This window comes from Kordia sp. (assembly GCF_965283645.1).
In the GTDB taxonomy this organism is placed as follows: domain Bacteria; phylum Bacteroidota; class Bacteroidia; order Flavobacteriales; family Flavobacteriaceae; genus Kordia.
The window spans coordinates 2,407,561-2,426,219 of sequence record NZ_CBDIPG010000001.1 but is presented as its reverse complement, the minus strand read 5'-3'; the positions used below and the strand labels follow the sequence as shown (position 1 = coordinate 2,426,219).

General features: G+C 33.2%; 20 protein-coding genes. 19 read left to right on the top strand and 1 reads right to left on the bottom strand.

Annotated features, from left to right (window positions below; translation table 11 throughout):
- Positions 1–71 precede the first annotated feature (71 nt).
- From gcvH to ACQ654_RS10720, 5 genes are all read left to right on the top strand, one after another.
- Positions 72–452 (top strand): glycine cleavage system protein GcvH, encoded by a 381-nt coding sequence (gcvH, locus tag ACQ654_RS10740; protein WP_430410329.1) that lies wholly within the window; start codon positions 72–74, stop codon positions 450–452.
- Positions 445–837 carry a VanZ family protein gene (locus tag ACQ654_RS10735; RefSeq protein WP_430410328.1) on the top strand — a complete coding sequence of 131 codons (393 nt, stop codon included), beginning with the start codon at positions 445–447 and terminating at the stop codon, positions 835–837. The genes gcvH and ACQ654_RS10735 overlap by 8 nt, the downstream gene beginning before the upstream one ends.
- 55 nt (positions 838–892) lie before the next feature.
- Entirely contained in the window at positions 893–1,609 is a 717-nt protein-coding gene (locus ACQ654_RS10730; RefSeq protein ID WP_430410327.1) for an energy transducer TonB, read from the top strand.
- Positions 1,610–1,716: 107 nt separating this feature from the next.
- A complete protein-coding gene (locus ACQ654_RS10725; protein ID WP_430410326.1) occupies positions 1,717–2,520 on the top strand; it encodes an energy transducer TonB in 804 nt (267 codons plus the stop codon).
- 409 nt (positions 2,521–2,929) lie between these two features.
- Positions 2,930–5,041 carry a gliding motility protein RemB gene (locus tag ACQ654_RS10720; protein ID WP_430410325.1) on the top strand — a complete coding sequence of 704 codons (2,112 nt, stop codon included), beginning with the start codon at positions 2,930–2,932 and terminating at the stop codon, positions 5,039–5,041.
- A 291-nt stretch (positions 5,042–5,332) separates the two neighbouring features.
- On the opposite strand, the gene ACQ654_RS10715 is transcribed toward ACQ654_RS10720, so the two are convergent.
- Complete coding sequence (locus ACQ654_RS10715) at positions 5,333–6,235, bottom strand: MBL fold metallo-hydrolase (RefSeq protein WP_430410324.1); 903 nt, start codon at positions 6,233–6,235, stop codon at positions 5,333–5,335.
- A gap of 158 nt (positions 6,236–6,393) precedes the next feature.
- Here ACQ654_RS10715 and cyoE point away from each other — a divergent pair, with 158 nt between their 5' ends.
- The 14 genes from cyoE to tsaB all read left to right on the top strand — a co-directional run bounded on the left by cyoE (position 6,394) and on the right by tsaB (position 18,609).
- A complete protein-coding gene (gene cyoE / locus ACQ654_RS10710; RefSeq protein ID WP_430413022.1) occupies positions 6,394–7,302 on the top strand; it encodes a heme o synthase in 909 nt (302 codons plus the stop codon).
- Between the two features lie 6 nt (positions 7,303–7,308).
- Positions 7,309–7,890 carry a cytochrome c oxidase subunit 3 gene (locus ACQ654_RS10705; protein ID WP_430410323.1) on the top strand — a complete coding sequence of 194 codons (582 nt, stop codon included), beginning with the start codon at positions 7,309–7,311 and terminating at the stop codon, positions 7,888–7,890.
- 46 nt (positions 7,891–7,936) lie between these two features.
- On the top strand, positions 7,937–9,022 hold the full coding sequence (locus tag ACQ654_RS10700) for a cytochrome c oxidase subunit 3 (protein WP_430410322.1): 1,086 nt from the start codon (positions 7,937–7,939) through the stop codon (positions 9,020–9,022).
- 30 nt (positions 9,023–9,052) lie between these two features.
- Entirely contained in the window at positions 9,053–9,442 is a 390-nt protein-coding gene (locus ACQ654_RS10695; protein ID WP_430410321.1) for a cytochrome C oxidase subunit IV family protein, read from the top strand.
- Positions 9,443–9,699: 257 nt separating this feature from the next.
- A complete protein-coding gene (locus tag ACQ654_RS10690) occupies positions 9,700–10,410 on the top strand; it encodes a hypothetical protein (protein WP_430410320.1) in 711 nt (236 codons plus the stop codon).
- Between the two features lies 1 nt (position 10,411).
- Positions 10,412–11,113 carry an SCO family protein gene (locus ACQ654_RS10685; protein WP_430410319.1) on the top strand — a complete coding sequence of 234 codons (702 nt, stop codon included), beginning with the start codon at positions 10,412–10,414 and terminating at the stop codon, positions 11,111–11,113.
- Between the two features lie 15 nt (positions 11,114–11,128).
- On the top strand, positions 11,129–11,659 hold the full coding sequence (locus ACQ654_RS10680; RefSeq protein WP_430410318.1) for a DUF420 domain-containing protein: 531 nt from the start codon (positions 11,129–11,131) through the stop codon (positions 11,657–11,659).
- Complete coding sequence (locus tag ACQ654_RS10675) at positions 11,652–11,891, top strand: hypothetical protein (protein WP_430410317.1); 240 nt, start codon at positions 11,652–11,654, stop codon at positions 11,889–11,891. The genes ACQ654_RS10680 and ACQ654_RS10675 overlap by 8 nt, the downstream gene beginning before the upstream one ends.
- Positions 11,892–12,007: 116 nt before the next feature.
- Positions 12,008–12,709 carry an ABC transporter ATP-binding protein gene (locus ACQ654_RS10670; protein WP_430410316.1) on the top strand — a complete coding sequence of 234 codons (702 nt, stop codon included), beginning with the start codon at positions 12,008–12,010 and terminating at the stop codon, positions 12,707–12,709.
- Positions 12,702–13,931: an ABC transporter permease gene (locus ACQ654_RS10665; RefSeq protein WP_430410315.1), complete on the top strand. Its 1,230-nt coding sequence runs from the start codon at positions 12,702–12,704 to the stop codon at positions 13,929–13,931. Before ACQ654_RS10670 ends, ACQ654_RS10665 begins: the two co-directional genes overlap by 8 nt.
- Before the next feature lie 24 nt (positions 13,932–13,955).
- Positions 13,956–15,218 (top strand): ABC transporter permease, encoded by a 1,263-nt coding sequence (locus ACQ654_RS10660; protein ID WP_430410314.1) that lies wholly within the window; start codon positions 13,956–13,958, stop codon positions 15,216–15,218.
- A 45-nt stretch (positions 15,219–15,263) separates the two neighbouring features.
- Positions 15,264–16,415: an efflux RND transporter periplasmic adaptor subunit gene (locus ACQ654_RS10655; RefSeq protein ID WP_430410313.1), complete on the top strand. Its 1,152-nt coding sequence runs from the start codon at positions 15,264–15,266 to the stop codon at positions 16,413–16,415.
- A gap of 29 nt (positions 16,416–16,444) precedes the next feature.
- Positions 16,445–17,773: a TolC family protein gene (locus tag ACQ654_RS10650; protein ID WP_430410312.1), complete on the top strand. Its 1,329-nt coding sequence runs from the start codon at positions 16,445–16,447 to the stop codon at positions 17,771–17,773.
- Between the two features lie 152 nt (positions 17,774–17,925).
- Entirely contained in the window at positions 17,926–18,609 is a 684-nt protein-coding gene (gene tsaB, locus ACQ654_RS10645; RefSeq protein WP_430410311.1) for a tRNA (adenosine(37)-N6)-threonylcarbamoyltransferase complex dimerization subunit type 1 TsaB, read from the top strand.
- Positions 18,610–18,659 lie beyond the last annotated feature (50 nt).

Here is an 18,659-nt window from a genome sequence, read left to right as displayed (position 1 = left end):
TAATTGGAGTTGATAACTTAAAGAGAAAGAATTACATTTGCTTATACGATAACAAAATATACATAGTAAAAATGAACATACCAGCAGATTTAAAATATACAAAAGACCACGAATGGGTGAAAATTGAAGGTGATACAGCTACCGTTGGAATTACTGACTTTGCACAAGGTGAATTGGGAGATATTGTATATGTTGATATTGATACATTAGATGAAGAAGTTGCCAAAGATGATGTTTTTGGAACTGTTGAAGCAGTAAAAACTGTTTCTGACTTATACATGCCATTATCTGGTGAAGTTGCTGAATTTAATGAAGAACTTGAAGAAGATCCAGAATTAGTCAATACAGATCCTTATGGAAAAGGTTGGATGATAAAAATCAAAATCAGTGACACGTCACAAATAGACGATTTGCTTGATGCTGAAGGCTATAAAGAAGTTGTAGGTGCGTAAGTACCTAGTATCAACTCTGGCAATCGTTTGGACGCTATTAATTACATTTTTAAGTTTAGTGTCTCTTGAAGATGGGCCAAAATTACCATTCTCTTTTGCGGATAAAATAATACATGGAGTCATCTATTTCACATTCGCAATAAGTTGGTTTGTAGCATTTACAAAAGGAAAAACAACTTCTTTTTTGTCAAAAAATGCATTGCTACTAAGTGTATTATTTGCAGTGTTTTATGGTGTTCTTATAGAAATCATGCAAGAAACACTCGTAGAAAATAGGCAAGGAGATTGGCAAGATGCACTTGCAAATACTATAGGAGCAATTGTGGCAGGAATTTTGATAAAGTATTACTCAATAAGCATTATAAAGTTAAAAACGAAAAATTAATTGTTTTTTTTGCTAATAAATAATTAAATTAGCAAACATTAAAACTAATATTATTATGGAAGCAAAGAAGAATCCAGATGTTGATTTAAGAAATAGTAGCTTTTTTTACCTTGCTTTAGGACTCGCGTTAGTGACGTTTCTAATATGGCAAGGTATAGAATGGACCGCATATGACAAGGTAGCAGAACAAGAAGCTGCGCAAATGCTTGAAGACGATGAGGAAGAAATGATCATGACACAACAGTTACAACAACCGCCACCGCCACCGCCGCCACCAGCTCCAGAAATTATTGAAGTTGTGGAAGATGAGGAAGAAGTGGAAGAAACTGTAATTGAATCTACAGAAACTACGCAAGAAGAAGTAATTCAAGAAGTAGAAACGGTAGAAATTGAAGAAGAAGAAGAAGTAATTGAAGACGTACCATTCTCAATTATTGAAGATGCACCAATATTTCCAGGATGTGAGAAATATTCAAGTAAGGCAGAAAGAAAAAAATGTATGTCTGAAAAAGTGCAAAAACACGTAAACAGAAAATTTAATACAGAACTTGCTTCTGACTTAGATTTAGAAGGTATACAGAAAATATATGTAGTATTTACAATTGACAAACAAGGAAATATTACAGGTGTACGTTCAAGAGCTCCACACCCAAGATTAGCTAAAGAAGCTGAAAAGGTAGTAAAGAGTTTACCTAGAATGAAGCCAGGAAAACAACGAGGTAAAACTGTAAAAGTAACATACAACTTACCAATAGTTTTCAAAGTACAGTAACAACATACACACACAAAACATAAAAAGTCTGAGCATTTGCTCGGACTTTTTTTGTTTTGGTATGCTTCTTGTGATTAACACAACATTAACATTAAAACCGATGTATTATGAACAAAGTTAATCACAACAAAGATGTGAGCGGAAAAGGTGTACGCGAAAGTCACCTAGCAAAAAAGGACGATCTCCGCATTCAAAAAAATCCTTTTTTAAGATTCTCTATCAGCCTCATGCTGAGTTTATTTTTAGTCTACACAGTATTTCAAGTCCAAACAGCTGTTGCACAAGAAGAAGTTGCCGACGCAACTCCAATTCAAGATCCAGACACGTATGTGATGGAAGATTTTAGAGTGGAACAAAAAGTTGTTAAGGAAATCAAAGAACCAGAACCAAAAGTGGAATCTAAAATTATCTATGATAAAGTTGAGTCTGTAGATGATGATACGAAGCTGAAAGATGTGGTAATCAATACAAAAGAAGATCCTATTGAAGTAACGGAGCCGTTCGATCCAAACTCTGTAATTGTGGATGAAGGACCAGAGGAAACCCCAGTTGTTCCTTTTGTAATGATTGAAGATGCACCTGTATTTCCAGGGTGTGAAAAGTATAAATCTTCAAAGGCAAAACTTAAAAAATGTATGTCTGAAAAAATTCAGAAACATGTCAACAGAAAATTTAATACAAATTTAGTTGACGAGTTAGATCTTGGAGAAGGTAGAAAAAGAATCACGGTATTATTTACAATTGACGAAAATGGAGTTGTATCTGAAATTAAATCTCGTGGACCACATCCAAAACTTGAAAAAGAAGCAGAACGAGTAGTAAAGTTGCTTCCTAAAATGGAGCCTGGCAAACAAAGAAAACAAAATGTAAAAGTGAAATATACACTACCTATTAACTTCATTGTGAATTAATCACAACATTACATAGTATACTAAAAAAAGGAAAACCGAGTTATTAACTCGGTTTTTTAGGTATACTCTCTGTGACATATCATTACATTAACATTAAAACCGATTATTATGAAAAATGTCAACTTAAAGCCTTTTGTAAATGTTACCAAGACTTACAAAGGTCATTTAATCAAAAAGTATATTACAAAAGTACAAAAAACTAACGTACACAGCTTTTTAAACAGCTAATTTCTGCATATTATCGTTATATGGTTGCTTTTTTCTGCCTGATTCTGTGGATTTTACTGTTTTTTAAGCTCTCATTATCTCTAAAAATCATTTCTTTTCCATCTTTACTACATCATAAATAAAATCAATAGATTAGTTTTTACCAAAATATACTATCTTTCGGACTCATAAAACCTCAAATATGTACCGACTTAAAACGGCTCTCTCTCTACTTGTTTTTTTTGGAATTCAAATTGCTTTCGGACAAACATCTACTAGTGATTATGAAAAATATCCTGTATTTCCAGCATGTGAAAATGAAGACATTGAAAACTTAGCAAATTGTTTCAATACAACGTTGCAATCATACATCGATAAAAATTTCAAACTTCCAGAAATTATAACGAAAGATAATTATACGGGAGAAATGGTGTTTCTGTTTGAAGTTACACAAAAAGGAAAATTTAAAGTTCTATATGTTGAAGCTACTTACAACGAACTCAAAGAAGAAATAAAGCGCGTTTTTGACATGCTACCAAAAGTGAAACCTGCAACCTATAGTGGTAGAGAAACATACATGCAATTTACAATGCAACTAAACATTCCGATGGAAAGTAAAGATGCAATTGAAGTCGTTAAAACACAAGAAGAAAAAGAAAATGAACTCTTGGTTGCCGCCAAAAAAGAATTTGAGAATGTAAATGATTCCTTAGAAACATACAAAGACGAATTATACAATAGCAACTTAAACATTCCTTTTTCTCATGACATGTATGCGTATTTTGATCAAGAAATTAACATGGTTGGCACAAACAGTCATACGGCTTCAAAACCATACTTATATAATACGGTCGCTTCGTATTACGATTTCAATGCACAACAATCCAAACTAAAAAAAAATAAATCTACTTGGGTTGGTCGAAAACTTTGGAATGAACATATGGTTACTGTCAAGGGAAAAGACTACTGGTTTGTAATCGATCCTATTTTAGATTTACAACTTGGTAAAAACACAGATGGTGAAGTAGATTATACATACAACAACACGAGAGGAGTTCAAGTGCAAGGTGGTTTAGGGAAAAACTTAAACTTTTCAGCTACTGTATTTGAAAGTCAAGGACGATTTGCTGATTACTTTAACAGATATGCAGAAAGTATAAAGCCTGCTGGAGGAAACCCTGCAATCATTCCAGGGCGTGGTATCGCAAAAGAATTTAAAACAGATTCGTATGACTATCCAGTTGCAGAAGGATATATATCGTATGCACCAAGCAAAATGTTTAATGTTCAATTAGGACATGGAAAAAACTTTATTGGTGACGGATATCGCTCCTTATTTGTAAGTGATGCCACAAGTCCGTATCCGTTTTTCAAGCTAAATACATCTTTCTGGAAAATAAAATACACAAACACTTGGATGTGGTTGCGTGATGTGCGCCCAGAAGTTACGGAAGATGGTGCATTCTTAACCAAATACATTGCAAATCATTACCTAAGTTGGAATGTTTCCAAAAAATTAAACATAGGTTTATTTGAATCTGTAATTTGGAAAAATGACAACAATCGCGGATTTGACTTTAACTACATAAATCCAGTCATATTTTACAGAGCTATAGAATTTTCTACAGGTTCCAGAGCTGGAAATGCAATCGTAGGATTGAGCTCAAAATACAAATGGAATGACAATGTAAATTTCTATGGGCAATTTATTTTGGATGAGTTTTCATTAAATGATATCAAATCAGGAAATCAAAGTTGGAAAAATAAATACGGTTTTCAGCTTGGCGCGAAATATTACAACGCATTTAAAGTAGACAATTTACTCTTACAATTTGAATACAATCAAGTGCGTCCGTATACGTATTCGCATAATGAAGTAGCTACAAATTATGGTCATAACAATCAATCTCTAGCGCATTTATGGGGCGCAAACTTTAGAGAAGTTATCGGAATTGCACGTTACAACTACAATCGTTGGTACGGAAGTGCTAAAATGATTTACGGACAACGTGGATTAGACTTCGACCCTGCAACAGATGCGGCAAGTTATGGAGGGAATATATTTATTGATAATGATGAAAGAGTGGGCGATACAGGAATTGAATTGCTACAAGGAAATAAAACCAATGTATTTTTGGCAGACTTACATGCGGGTTATATTATCAACCCAAAAACAAACCTGAAAATCTTTGCAAATCTCACCTACAGAAGCTTTAATCCGGAAGCAAATACGCTTGTAGATTTCAAAGAAAATACAACATGGCTTTCCTTAGGAATCCGAACTGATATTTTTAATTGGTATTTAGATTTTTAATATGGAAGTTTTCAAAATTTTTCTTAGATTTGTGAAGATAGCCTCGATGAAATACTAAAATTCACAAGATACATTCTTGTGTGCCTGCCAAACCTATTTTAAAAAATGATCAAATTTATTGTTATTTTTGTGATGGTTGTACCATTTATTTATCTCGGGTACAAGTCACTAGATGTCTCAGTATATAAAAAACAAAGAAGTTCAAGTTACATTGTAAAAGAATATCCAGTATTTCTACTTAGTTGTATGTTTTTTGGAATAGCTGGGCTAATTATGGTAAACTTTAAAAATTTACTTGCTCTTTTGTAAACTACGATAGAAAGTTTTTCTTAAAACTTCTCCAGTAATAAACCAATCACCGTACTTTAAATCATCGTACTTTTTTGTGAGTGAAGTGTTTTTAGTGACGTCTTCTTCAGATTTACCAGCTTTAATTTCTGCAAGAATATTTGTTTCAATCTCTTGAAGCATTTCTACATATGTTTGCAAAGCCATTTTGTCTGAAACATTTCTGTGTCCAGGAATAATCTTCGTATCTTCATTTATCAACAATAATGCTTTTTTAATAGCGGCAATATATCCTTGTGTGCTTCCGCCAGAATTCAAATCAATAAAAGGATACTTTCCTTGAAAATACGTGTCGCCCATGTGCAATACATTACTTTTTGTAAAATATACCATAGCGTCACCATCTGTATGCGCTTCATGAACATGAAAAATAAAAATATCTTCATCATTAAAATGAAATGAAACATCTTTTGAAAACGTAATCACGGGCAATGCTTCTTTTGGTGAAGCAGGAGTTGTTCTATTTCGTTCTTTATTAAACTGATCAACACTCATGCGTTTTCTAACATTTTCATGGGCTACAATAACAGCACCTTCTTTTTGCATATTTTCATTTCCACCAGTATGATCGCCGTGCCAATGTGTATTAATCAAAAACTTTACAGGTTTGTCAGTGACACTTTTAATAGCGGCTAAAATTTTGGGTGTTAAGGGCGCAAACTGATCATCAATCATAAAAACACCATCTGCTCCAACGGAAATAGCAATATTTCCACCTTGTCCAACAAGCATATAAATACTATCGCTCACTTTAGTTACTTTAATCTGTACTTCTTTCTTTTGAGAAAACCCAGAAAATGAAAACAATAAAAAGGCAAAAACAAGTGTAATTTTTTGAAATTTCATAACGTATAAATTTTAAGCAATAGTCGTTAAAAAATCGACATCCTTTCCAAAGATAAAAATAGAATTACAATATCTATTTAGAAAAGCTGTAAAACTGTTTGAAAATCATTGCATACAAAGGATTTCTAGTTTATCTTTGCAGGAATTTAGAAAGGTTGATGAAAACGGCATTGAATACAATCAAAAAAACATACTCATTCACTTCGATCCTTGAAGATTTTAAACAGCTTACAAAAGTAGGACTAGCTATAAGCGTTGTTTTTTCTTCCTTGGCGGGATATTTGCTTGGTGTTGGCGCTACTGGTGTTGACTTCAAAGTACTAGCTTTACTAGCAATTGGAGGTTATTTTATGGTAGGTGCATCCAATGCATTCAATCAAATCATTGAACGTGATTTAGATGCGTTAATGGATCGTACCAAAGACAGGCCTATTCCTTCAGGACGCATGTCTGTCAATGTTGCTTTTACCATTGCCGCAATTCTTACCGTATTGGGAATAGCAACGTTATATGTTGTTAATCCTAAAACAGCAATGTTTGGAGCTATTTCCATTTTTTTATACACATGTGTATATACGCCACTAAAAACAAAAACACCATTAGCTGTATTTATTGGCGCGTTGCCTGGAGCAATACCATTTATGTTAGGATGGGTTGCCGCAACTGATGATTTCGGAATAGAGCCAGGAACATTATTTATGATTCAGTTCTTTTGGCAATTTCCACACTTTTGGGCAATTGGATGGTTTCTTTTTGAAGATTATAAAAAAGGAGGCTTCTTTATGTTGCCAACCGGAAAGAAAAACAAAGCAACAGCTTTACAAATACTAATGTATACCATTTGGTTGATACTCGTTTCTATATTTCCAGCTACAGGACTTACAGGAGCATTAACTTTGTCAATTCCAGCGGCAATCATTGTATTTAGTATCGGAATCGGATTATTGTATTATGGCGTGAAGCTATATCAGAATATGGATGATAAATCGGCAAAAGCATTAATGTTAGCAAGTGTTGCATACATTACATTAATACAGATAGTATTTGTAGTAGATAAATTTATATAATAACAAATGGATTTAACGCAAGGAACATTTCAAGAAAAGCAAGCACGATCAAAAAAAATGATGTTGTGGTTTGCTATGGTAAGTATGTTTATGATGTTTGGAGGTCTGACAAGTGCTTATATTGTAAGTAAAGAACGTCCAGATTGGTTAAATGACTTTTCAATTCCAAATGCATTTTACATTAGTACCATTGCTATTTTAATAAGTAGTGTTACATTTCATTTGGCAAAAAGGGCAATTCAAAAAGGATTACATCAAACAACAAGTATATATCTTTTAGTAACATTAGCGCTCGGAATTGTGTTTGTAATTTCGCAATTTGCAGGATTCGCACAAATTATTGAAAGTGGATATCATTTTACAGGAAAAGGGAGTACGGTAACAACATCTTTCCTTTACATTGTAACAGTTACACACCTAGCACACGTACTAGCTGGGATTTTAGTACTATTGGTTGTAATTTATAATCATTTTAAACAAAAGTATAAACAAGGGCAAACACTTGGTTTAGAACTAGGTGCAATGTTTTGGCATTTCCTAGATTTTCTGTGGGTCTACTTGTTTTTATTTTTATATTTCTTTAGATAAGAAAAAAACGTAAATTTGAACAATTTTTTAAAAATGCATACTTTTTATGGAAGCTACTGTTTCAAATACAGGTACAGAAGGTAAAGTCTGGGGAGGCGGAAACAAACCGCTCAACGCCAGCTATGGAAAAATGATGATGTGGTTCTTTCTGTTATCAGATGCCCTAACATTCTCAGGATTTTTAGCTGCATACGGATTCTCAAGATTCAAATTCATTGATTCTTGGCCAATTGCGGATGAAGTTTACAATCACTTTCCAGGTTCACATGGAGACAACCCGATGTACTTCGTAGCCTTAATGACATTTATATTAATTGCTTCTTCTGTAACAATGGTATTAGCCGTAGATGCTGGTCACCACATGAACAAGAAGAAAGTAACTTTTTATATGTTCTTAACAATCATTGGAGGAGGAATATTCTTAGGTTCACAAGCTTGGGAATGGACAAACTTTATTCAAGGTTCTTATGGAGCTTTAGAAACTAAAGGTGGTCAAATTCTTCAATTTGTAGATACACATTTAGAAGAAGGCGATGAAAAAATGCATCGAGTTTCTGTAGATGATTTTGTAACAGCTTCTCATAAAGAAAGAGTGCAGCACGAAAGTAAATCAGGATTATGGTTTACATCTGAGGCTACATTACCAGAATACTCTGTACAAGATGTAATCACTGGATTTAATCATGAAAAACATTTAGCAGTTAGAACGCAGGAGTTAATGCCAAACATTGCGAAATTAAAAGCTTCTGAAAACCCAGCTGATGTGGCAAAAGCCGCTCGTTTTGAATCTTTATATGTAAATGCAGACAAAACAGGACAAAAAGGAGTATTGACAAGAGCTGAATCTGAAAAAGCATTGAAAAATGCAGTTGTATATGTAAAAGGTGCAAACCTTATTCATAACGAATACGGAAACAGACTCTTTGGAGATTTCTTCTTCTTTATTACAGGATTTCACGGATTTCACGTATTCTCAGGAGTATTAATCAATATTATTATTTTCTTCAACGTAATCTTAGGAACATACGACAGAAGAAAAAATAACTACGAAATGGTAGAAAAAGTTGGACTTTACTGGCACTTTGTAGATTTAGTTTGGGTATTTGTATTTACATTCTTCTACCTAGTTTAATTTTTAAAAGTAAGAGCATCATACTATATCATGGGACACGATAACACACATAAATTAGCAATATTCAGAGGAACGCTAAAGTTCAAGTCAAACATCCAGAAAATTTGGGGTGTACTTATCTTCTTATCTATCATTACAATAATAGAAGTAGTATTAGGTATATGGAAGCCAGCAGCTTTAACGGAGAGCTATATTCTTGGAATGAAAACATTAAACTGGATATTCATCATTCTTACCTTAGTAAAAGCATATTACATTGCTTGGGACTTTATGCACTTGCGTGATGAAAAAAGTTCATTTAGAAGAGCTATTGTTTGGACAGGAATATTCTTAGTTGCCTATTTAATATTCATCTTATTACAAGAAGGCTCCTATATTGAAGGCGTTAAAACAAACGGTTTCATAAAGTGGAATTTCTAAAGACAGAAAAATATATCATAAAAAAAGACGGTTTTACACCGTCTTTTTTTATACCCAATACCTACGAATTCAGTTCTTTTATTGAAGACGTAAAGTTAAGTTGTTAATTCTTTTGCGAAAGCTATCAAAAAGTAAAAAAAACGAGAAAATATAGCGCATAATCGCAAACCGATTTTTATTTTTGCAGTATCAAAAAAATAGTGTGTAAATTCAATAAGGAACTGTTGTATTTCAAACTATTTATAACATTCAAGAAGATGAAAAAGAAGATCATATTAGCCATTTTATTTCTATTGCCAGTAGCTATTGTACTCCTTCTTCTTTTTACTACACATAATTACGATCCGCTACCTGTAATAGGTAAACATGAAGTAGCAGAATTAGTCAATTATAAATCTATCGAAAAAAATAATGCTATTCAATTTGATGGAAAAATCACAATCCTTGGATTTCTTGGTTCTAATGTAAAAGATAGAAAGATAAATGTCTTAAACTTAAATCAAAAAATATACAAGCGATTTAGTGGATTCAAACATTTTCAATTGGTAATGTTAGTATTGCCAGGGCAAGAAGAAGAAATAAAGGGTTTAAAGTATGAAATGAGTCGTTTTGCAGATGAACTAAAATCTTGGAACTTTGTTGAAGTAGATGAAAAAGAACTCAGGCGAATATTTGACGAATTGGAATCTCCGTTAGTCTTGGATGGATACAATAGTTCTGATTACGTATACATCATAGACAAAGATCGTAACATGCGCGGGCGTTTTGATGATAGGTCTACTGCTGAAATTAAAGAAGAAAAAGATCCGTACATGCTTTATGGGTACAATACGATTATGATTTCTGAACTTTCAGGAAAAATGACTGATGATATCCGAATTCTATTTGAAGAATATCGAGGGAAATCTAAAAAAGAACAATCGCAAAATAGAAGAGAAGAAGTTATAAAGTCAGACAAAAAAGAATAAGATGAAAAAAAATTATTCATACATAGGAATTGCGGCTATAATCTTAGTTTTTGGAATCATATTTATCCCAAAAATTGTAGATAGAGTGCAAAGTGAAAGCATTGTTGAAAAAGATAGAATGAATATTGAAGGAACAGAGCGAAATACAAAATTAAGCTATCTAAAAATTGATGGAAAAGCACGTAGTGTTCCAGATTTTCTATTCACGAATCAAGATAACTTAGAAATTTCAAATGAAGATTTTAAAGGAAAAGTTACCGTAATGGAATTTTTCTTTACAACCTGTCCTACCATTTGTCCTGTAATGAACAGCAACATGCGCGTATTGGATGAAGAATTTCACAAAAGAGACGACTTTGCCATTGCTTCATTTACGATAGATCCTGAAACTGATACGCCAAAAGTATTAAAAGAATATGCAGAACGGTATGGTGTACAATCACTCAATTGGCATTTTCTAACAGGCGATATGGAAGACATTCATCAGCTATCAAACACAGGATTCAATATCTTTACAGGAATCAATCCAGAAGTTGCTGGCGGATTTGAGCATCAAGGCTTCTTTGCTTTAATTGACAAAAACGGCTTCATTCGTTCACGACAAGATAATCATGGAAATCCGAAAGTATATTACCAAGGAACGGACGAAGCAGAAATAAAAATGCTGCAGCAAGACATTCAAAATTTATTAGACGAAGAATAAAAAGAATAAAATTGTATGGAAACAACGAATGATGTAGAAAAGAAATACAAACTATGGATAATACTATTATCCATTGCAATTCCATTGGTAGTGGCTATTCTATTTCGTGTAAAAATTGAAGGCGCAACGCCATTAATGTTTTTACCACCAATTTATGCAACAATCAACGGAATTACAGCAGTTTTATTAATAGCCGCTGTAATTGCAATCAAAAACAAAAAAGTTAAGTTGCACGAAAACTTAATGAAAACCTGTATTGGACTTTCTGTTGCATTCTTAGGAATGTATGTAGCATATCACATGACTTCAGAATCTACTAGTTTTGGTGGTGAAGGAATCATTAAAAGTATTTATTTATTTATTCTAATAACACACATTGTATTAAGTATTGCTATCATTCCGTTGGTCTTAATTACCTATGTAAAAGCATTGGCAAAGCGTTTTGACAAGCATAAAAAAATTGCAAAAATTACGTTTCCAATTTGGCTATATGTAGCAATTACAGGTGTAGTGGTATATGTAATGATTTCTCCATACTATGCGTAATACGAAACTAATATATCTCATACTTACACTATTTCTGCTAAGTGTTATTCCGCTTGAAGCACAATGTGCCATGTGTAGAGCTGTCTTAGAATCTGGGTCAGACCAATCACAAGCAAAAGGAGTCAATAATGGAATCGTATATCTTATGGCGATTCCGTATATACTAGTTGCAATACTCGGAATTTACATCTACAAAACATACAATAAAAAAGCAGGCGCAAAAAAAAACTAATTTTTTTGTAACGAAATCATTTTTGAGTAGTCTTATAACAAAATAAGATTAACACAATATTAATAACAGTTATAATGACAAATATGTAATATTGTGAAAAACTAAACCACCCAATCATGATTCAAATTGATGAATTACACAAATCCTATCGTATGGGAAGCAATGAACTTCACGTACTCAAAGGAATCAATCTTGATATAAAAGAAGGAGAATTTGTTTCAATAATGGGTTCTTCCGGATCTGGAAAATCTACATTGCTAAACATTATCGGAATGCTCGATTTACTGGATAAAGGTTCATATAAATTAGATAATGTTCCGATCAAAAATTTAAGTGAAAAAAAGGCGGCTGTATACCGTAACAAATTCTTAGGATTTATATTTCAATCATTCAACTTAATCAATTATAAAAATGCCGCTGAAAACGTTGCATTACCATTATACTACCAAGGAATTCCCAGAAAAATTAGAAAAGAAAAATCACTATACTATCTTGAAAAAGTAGGACTAGCCGATTGGGCACATCACTTACCAAGTGAGCTTTCCGGAGGTCAAAAGCAACGTGTCGCAATTGCGCGCGCACTTGCTTCAGAGCCAAAAGTATTACTAGCTGATGAGCCAACAGGAGCTTTAGACACAACAACATCATACGAAGTAATGGACTTTCTTCAAAGTATCAACGATGAAGGAAAAACGATTTTGGTGGTAACGCACGAACCAGATATTGCAGATATGACAAAAAGAATTGTGATGCTGAAAGATGGTAAAATCTTAGAAGATAAAAAGGTAGAACAAGTAAGAGCTTCACAATATGTTTGATTTAGATCGTTGGCGAGAAATATTCCAAACCATCAACAAAAACAAGCTAAGAACGCTCTTGGCAGGTTTTACAGTTACGCTTGGAATTTTGATATTTACAGTATTATTCGGAATGGGGAATGGACTCAAAAATACATTCTACAAATTCTTTCAGGATGATGCGCAAAATACACTATTCATATACCCAGGAGTTGCCACAAAACCATTCAAAGGTTTCAAAGAAAACCGAAGAATTGAGTTTGAAAATGAAGACTTAGCACTTATCAAAGAAAAATTTGGTGATCGTATTGAATACACAACAGCGCGTGTTTACAAAGGCGTTACAGCAAAATATAAAAGTGAATACGGTTCGTACAATGTAAGAGCAGTACATCCAGATCACAAATACCTAGAAAAAACAATCATAGACAAAGGACGATACATCAATGAATACGACATTAAAAATGATGCACGTATAGCTGTTATTGGTCGCTTGGTAGAAAAAGATTTATTTGGAAAAGAAAATGCAGTCGGGAAATTTATCTCCCTAAACAAAATCATTTACCGTGTTGTCGGAGTCTTTAGTGATGCTGGAGGCGATAGAGAAGAACGAAATATTTACATGCCAGTAAGTACTATACAACTGATTTATAAAAATACAGAAGTAATTGATCAAATCAACTTGTCGTATAACATGGAATTAGGTGCTTCTGGAGCTAGAAGACTTTCAAAAGATATTGAAAAATTCCTAAAAAACAAACACAATATAGCACCGAGTGATCAAAACGGAATTTATATTGGTAGTGTAATTGAAGACTTAGAACAAAACTTAGCAATTGCCAATGTATTACAAATTATAGTAACGGTTATCGGAATAGGAACGCTTCTTGCGGGAGTTATCGGAATCAGTAACATTATGGTGTACATTGTAAAAGAAAGGACCAAAGAACTCGGAATTCGGAAAGCGTTAGGCGCTACACCAGCTTCCGTAATTGGAATGATATTACAAGAAACATTAATCATAACAATGCTATTTGGTTACTTAGGAATTTTACTAGGAAACTATATTTTAAATTCCATGGGAACCGAACTGGAAGATTGGTTTATAACCAATCCAAACGTAAGTCAAGGAACCATTATTTGGGCAACAGTTATCTTAATCATTTCAGGGTTAATAGCAGGATACATTCCAGCGAGGAGAGCTGCAAAAGTAAAACCAATTGTAGCGTTAAGAGACGAATAACACGAAAATGAAAAGACAACACAGATGAAATTTATATTCACACGAGATACTTGGCAAGAAATATTCGGAGCTATTCGCAAAAACAAATTACGAACGGCTATTACGATAATCGGTGTATTATGGGGAATTTTTCTCTTCATCGTATTACAAGGAGCCGCAAAAGGAATGGAAAATGGTTTTGATGATGCTTTCAAAGGCATGGCAACCAATAGTATATTTCTTTGGGGACAACAAACAGGAATGCCCTATGGAGGATTCAATAGAAATAGAGGTATACGATTAGAATTAAGCGATACCTACAGAATTGCAAATCAAATAGAAGGTGTTGATTTTGTTGCACCACGTAATGCAAGAGGAGTTTTTGGAGCAGCAGCACCATTAGTTGTTAATAATACAAAATCAGGCAGTTATAAAGTTTTTGGAGATTATCCAATTATAGATAAAATAGCCAGAAAAAAAATAAGAAAAGGACGTTTCCTAAATCAAAAAGATATTGATGACAATCGAAAAATATGTGTCATAGGTGAACGTATCTTAACGGAGTTATTTGATAAAAACGAAGATCCGATAGGACAATACATAAAAATTAGTAATGTGTACTTTCAAGTAGTTGGAGTGTACAAAGAAAATACAACCGACTTCTTTGAAGGAGATGATTCAATTTTTATTCCATTTACAACATTCAAAAAAGTATACAACTCAGGAGATCGTATCAGTTGGATGGTTATTGCTGGATATCCAGATGAAGACATTGTAAAAGTTGAAGCAAATGTAAAGGCATTACTAAAACGAAGATATACAGTACATCCTGATGATGAAAGAGCTTTTGGTTCTGCCAACTTTGGAGAAATGTTTGGTAAAATCACAGGGTTTGTAAAAGGATTAAAATTTACAGCACTCATTGTAGGAATTGCAACCATACTAGCAGGAGTTATTGCTATTGGAAACATCCTACTAATTACAGTAAAAGAACGAACCAAAGAAATCGGAATTCGAAGAGCTTTGGGTGCAACACCTGGAGAAATTCGTGGGCAAATTATATTAGAATCTGTGTTTCTAACTTTATTGGCAGGAACATTAGGAATCACTGCAGGAGGTGTTTCTTTAAGAGGAATTAATGCGCTCGCAAAGAATATAGAAGATTTCCCATTCCTCAATCCTACAGTAAGTTTGGAATACATAGGAATGGCATTACTAATCATGATTACACTCGGATCGCTCATTGGGCTCATACCCGCACAAAGAGCAGTTAGTGTAAGACCCATTGAAGCATTACGAGAAGAATAACCATAACATCAATCAATATCAAATTATAATTTAAGAACCAAAAAAATGAAAAAATTTTTATTAATACTATTCCTATTCCTATTTGTTGTAGCAATAGTTGCCGCTGCAGGTTACTTTATTTCATCAAACAAAACAAATGTTGAAGTATTTGAAACAGAAAAACCGTTTAGATCTTCAGTCGTTAGAAAAACGGTAGCCGCTGGAACAGTAATTCCAGAAGACGAAGTAGAAATTAAACCTCAGATTTCTGGAATCATTGAAAAAATATTTGTTGAAGAAGGTGACAAAATCAAAACAGGAGATTTAATTGCAAGAATCAAAGTAGTGCCAAATGAGCAATCATTAAACAGTGCAAAAAATGGAATCAAGAATTTGCGAATTGTACTTGATAATTCAAAAATTCTTTTTGACAGAAACAAAACACTATTTGATAAAGGAATTATATCTTCACAAGAATTTGAAAATGCACAGCTATCATACAACCAAGCAAAACAGAACTTAAGAAATGCGCAAAGTGATTTGCAAATTATCAAAAAAGGTTCGGTTGGAGGATCATCAGCCAATACAAACATTAGAGCTACTGTATCTGGTACAATATTGGTAATTCCTGTAAAAGAAGGAGATCAAGTAATTGAAAGTAACACGTTCAACGCAGGAACAAGTATTGCTACAATTGCCGATCTTGGAAAAATGATCTTTGAAGGAAAAGTTGATGAAGCCGAAGTTGGAAAACTAAAACCTAACTCTGAATTAAAAGTGAGTTTAGGAGCTATTGAAAACAAAGAATTCAATGCAAAACTTACATTTGTAGCACCAAAAGGTGTAGAAGAAAGTGGCGCAGTTCAATTCAAAATAAAAGCAGATGTTTCACTTGATGATGAATTTTTTATCAGAGCAGGATACAGTGCAAATGCTTCTATTGAGTTGGAGAAAAAAGAAGATGTTTTAGTAATAGACGAAGCGTTATTACGTTTTGATTCTAGAAACGATGACAAACCCTATGTAGAAATCAAAACTGGTGATCAGACATTTGAGAAAAAATACATAGAACTTGGAATCTCTGATGGAAAAAACATCGAAATTCTTTCAGGAATAGAGGAAGGTGATGAAATAAAAGTTTGGAACGTAAAAGCGATCAAAAAAGAAGATGAGGAGAAAGAAAATGACGAAAGCGAAGACGATGAAACTAACGATTAACACAAAAAAAATACATTAACGAGAACAACATGAAAAGAGTTTTAATATATATATTACTAATCACAGGATCTATTACTGCGGTAAATGCGCAAAAAAAATGGACCTTAAAAGAATGTGTAGATTACGCATTAGAAAATAATATCTCAATAAAGCTAGTACAGCTAGATAGACAAAATACGGAAATTGATAAAAGTGATGCAAAAGGCGCATTTTTACCTACCATTAATTCGTCAATTTCGCACTCTTGGAACATTGGTTTGAACCCAAACCCAGTTACTGGACAAAACGTTACAGCAACAACTCAGAGTTCCAGTGGATCATTAAATGCAAACATTACTATTTATAATGGATTGCAAAACATCAACCGTTTGCACAGAGCAAATTTGGCTTTATTGGCAAATCAATATCAAATTGATGATATTAAAGACAATACTTCGTTGCAAGTTGTACAAGCATTTTTACAAATATTATTCAATAAAGAATCTTTAAAAGTAAACAAAGCACAATATGCTGTAACGCAAGAACAACTAAGTCGCACACAAGAATTAGTGAAAGAAGGAGTTGTTGCCAAAGGTGATTTATTTGAAATAGAAGCAACTTCAGCAACGCAAGAACAGCAAATTATAAATGCTGAAAATGCATTGCGTATCTCTAGAATATCGTTGGCGCAATTATTATTAATTACAGATTATGAAAATTTTGATATTGCTGATGGAGATTACATGATTCCGACAACAACCATCATGAATAACACACCAAGACAAATTTTTGAAAGATCATTGGAAGTGCGTAATGATGTAAAAATTGCAGAATCAAGTATTGAATTGGCTGAATACGACTTAAAAATTGCCAAAGGAGCAAGATACCCAAGTCTCTCAGGATTTTACGGATTTAATACCAGATACTTTAACTCAGAATTATTTAATCCACCACCATTTTTTGATCAGTTATCGGATAACAAAGGTCACTCATTTGGGTTAAGTTTAAATATTCCAATTTTGAACGGATTTAGAGCACGAAACAATGTGCGACGAAATCAAGTTGGTATTGAAAGAGCTAAATTTAATTTAGAGCAGACGAAAATCAATTTAGAAACAACGGTAAACCAAGCATACAATGATGCAAAAGGTGCTTTAAAAGCTTATGAAGCTTCTGAAAAAACACTAACGTCGCGTAGAGAAGCACACAGAAACTCAACAGAACGCTTTAGTGAAGGAATGATGAATTCGTTCGACTTTAGTCAATCACAACAACGTTTGGAAGCTGCTGAATCTGATGTTGTCAGAACAAAATTTGACTATATTTTCAGATTAAAAATACTAGAATTCTATTTTGGACTTCCATTAACGAAAATCTAAACGATAGAATAAATTACACAAAAAAGCATCAATCTTTTCAAAAAGGTTGATGCTTTTTTATTTTAATGAAACTCAATAGTATGATTTTTTAAGTCCTTAGTTTGTTATACGATACAATACACTTTACTTTTGCACAAAATAGTTAAAATCATATGGCATTACGATTGTATATAGAAACGGCAACTACAAACTGTTCAGTTTGCATTGCAGATGATGATGAAATTTTATATTTCAAGGAAGAAAATGATAAAAACTATTCGCATTCGGAAAAACTTCATGTATTTATCAAAGAAGCTTGCCAAACAGCTAAAATAACGCCAAACGATTTAGCGGCTATAGTAGTTGGAAAAGGTCCAGGATCATATACAGGATTGCGTATTGGTGTTTCTACAGCAAAAGGATTGTGCTTTGCTTCTGACATATCATTAATTGCCATTGAAACGCTTGAAATTTTAGCGCAATCAATAAAAATTACGGATGGTGTAATTGTCTCATTACTTGATGCGCGTCGTATGGAAGTCTATGCTTCGGTATTTGATACAACATACAAACAAATTAGAGCAACGAAAGCAACAATCATTACGGAAGATGCATTTGCTGACTATTTAGCGAAAGGAAAAGTACACTTTATTGGTAATGGAGCAGAAAAATGTAAAGATATTATTATACATGAAAATGCAGTTTTTTATGATGAAGTTTACTTTCCATCTGCCAAACATATGATTCCATTAGGAATGGAAAGACACGCTAAAAACGAAGTTGAAGATGTTGCCTATTTTGAACCGTATTACCTAAAAGATTTTGTCGTAACAAAACCAAAACCTAAGAAAAAATAAAACAAAGCAAAAAAGCCTGATACAATTAAATATCAGGCTTTTGTTTATAT

Bases quoted from the DNA above. Each gene is read 5' to 3' on its own strand.
- gcvH (WP_430410329.1), top strand. From the start codon at position 72: ATGAACATACCAGCAGATTTAAAATATACAAAAGACCACGAATGGGTG.
- ACQ654_RS10730 (WP_430410327.1), top strand. From the start codon at position 893: ATGGAAGCAAAGAAGAATCCAGATGTTGATTTAAGAAATAGTAGCTTT.
- ACQ654_RS10725 (WP_430410326.1), top strand. From the start codon at position 1,717: ATGAACAAAGTTAATCACAACAAAGATGTGAGCGGAAAAGGTGTACGC.
- ACQ654_RS10720 (WP_430410325.1), top strand. From the start codon at position 2,930: ATGTACCGACTTAAAACGGCTCTCTCTCTACTTGTTTTTTTTGGAATT.
- ACQ654_RS10715 (WP_430410324.1), bottom strand. From the start codon at position 6,235: ATGAAATTTCAAAAAATTACACTTGTTTTTGCCTTTTTATTGTTTTCA.
- cyoE (WP_430413022.1), top strand. From the start codon at position 6,394: ATGAAAACGGCATTGAATACAATCAAAAAAACATACTCATTCACTTCG.
- ACQ654_RS10705 (WP_430410323.1), top strand. From the start codon at position 7,309: ATGGATTTAACGCAAGGAACATTTCAAGAAAAGCAAGCACGATCAAAA.
- ACQ654_RS10700 (WP_430410322.1), top strand. From the start codon at position 7,937: ATGGAAGCTACTGTTTCAAATACAGGTACAGAAGGTAAAGTCTGGGGA.
- ACQ654_RS10695 (WP_430410321.1), top strand. From the start codon at position 9,053: ATGGGACACGATAACACACATAAATTAGCAATATTCAGAGGAACGCTA.
- ACQ654_RS10690 (WP_430410320.1), top strand. From the start codon at position 9,700: ATGAAAAAGAAGATCATATTAGCCATTTTATTTCTATTGCCAGTAGCT.
- ACQ654_RS10685 (WP_430410319.1), top strand. From the start codon at position 10,412: ATGAAAAAAAATTATTCATACATAGGAATTGCGGCTATAATCTTAGTT.
- ACQ654_RS10680 (WP_430410318.1), top strand. From the start codon at position 11,129: ATGGAAACAACGAATGATGTAGAAAAGAAATACAAACTATGGATAATA.
- ACQ654_RS10675 (WP_430410317.1), top strand. From the start codon at position 11,652: ATGCGTAATACGAAACTAATATATCTCATACTTACACTATTTCTGCTA.
- ACQ654_RS10670 (WP_430410316.1), top strand. From the start codon at position 12,008: ATGATTCAAATTGATGAATTACACAAATCCTATCGTATGGGAAGCAAT.
- ACQ654_RS10665 (WP_430410315.1), top strand. From the start codon at position 12,702: ATGTTTGATTTAGATCGTTGGCGAGAAATATTCCAAACCATCAACAAA.
- ACQ654_RS10660 (WP_430410314.1), top strand. From the start codon at position 13,956: ATGAAATTTATATTCACACGAGATACTTGGCAAGAAATATTCGGAGCT.
- ACQ654_RS10655 (WP_430410313.1), top strand. From the start codon at position 15,264: ATGAAAAAATTTTTATTAATACTATTCCTATTCCTATTTGTTGTAGCA.
- ACQ654_RS10650 (WP_430410312.1), top strand. From the start codon at position 16,445: ATGAAAAGAGTTTTAATATATATATTACTAATCACAGGATCTATTACT.
- tsaB (WP_430410311.1), top strand. From the start codon at position 17,926: ATGGCATTACGATTGTATATAGAAACGGCAACTACAAACTGTTCAGTT.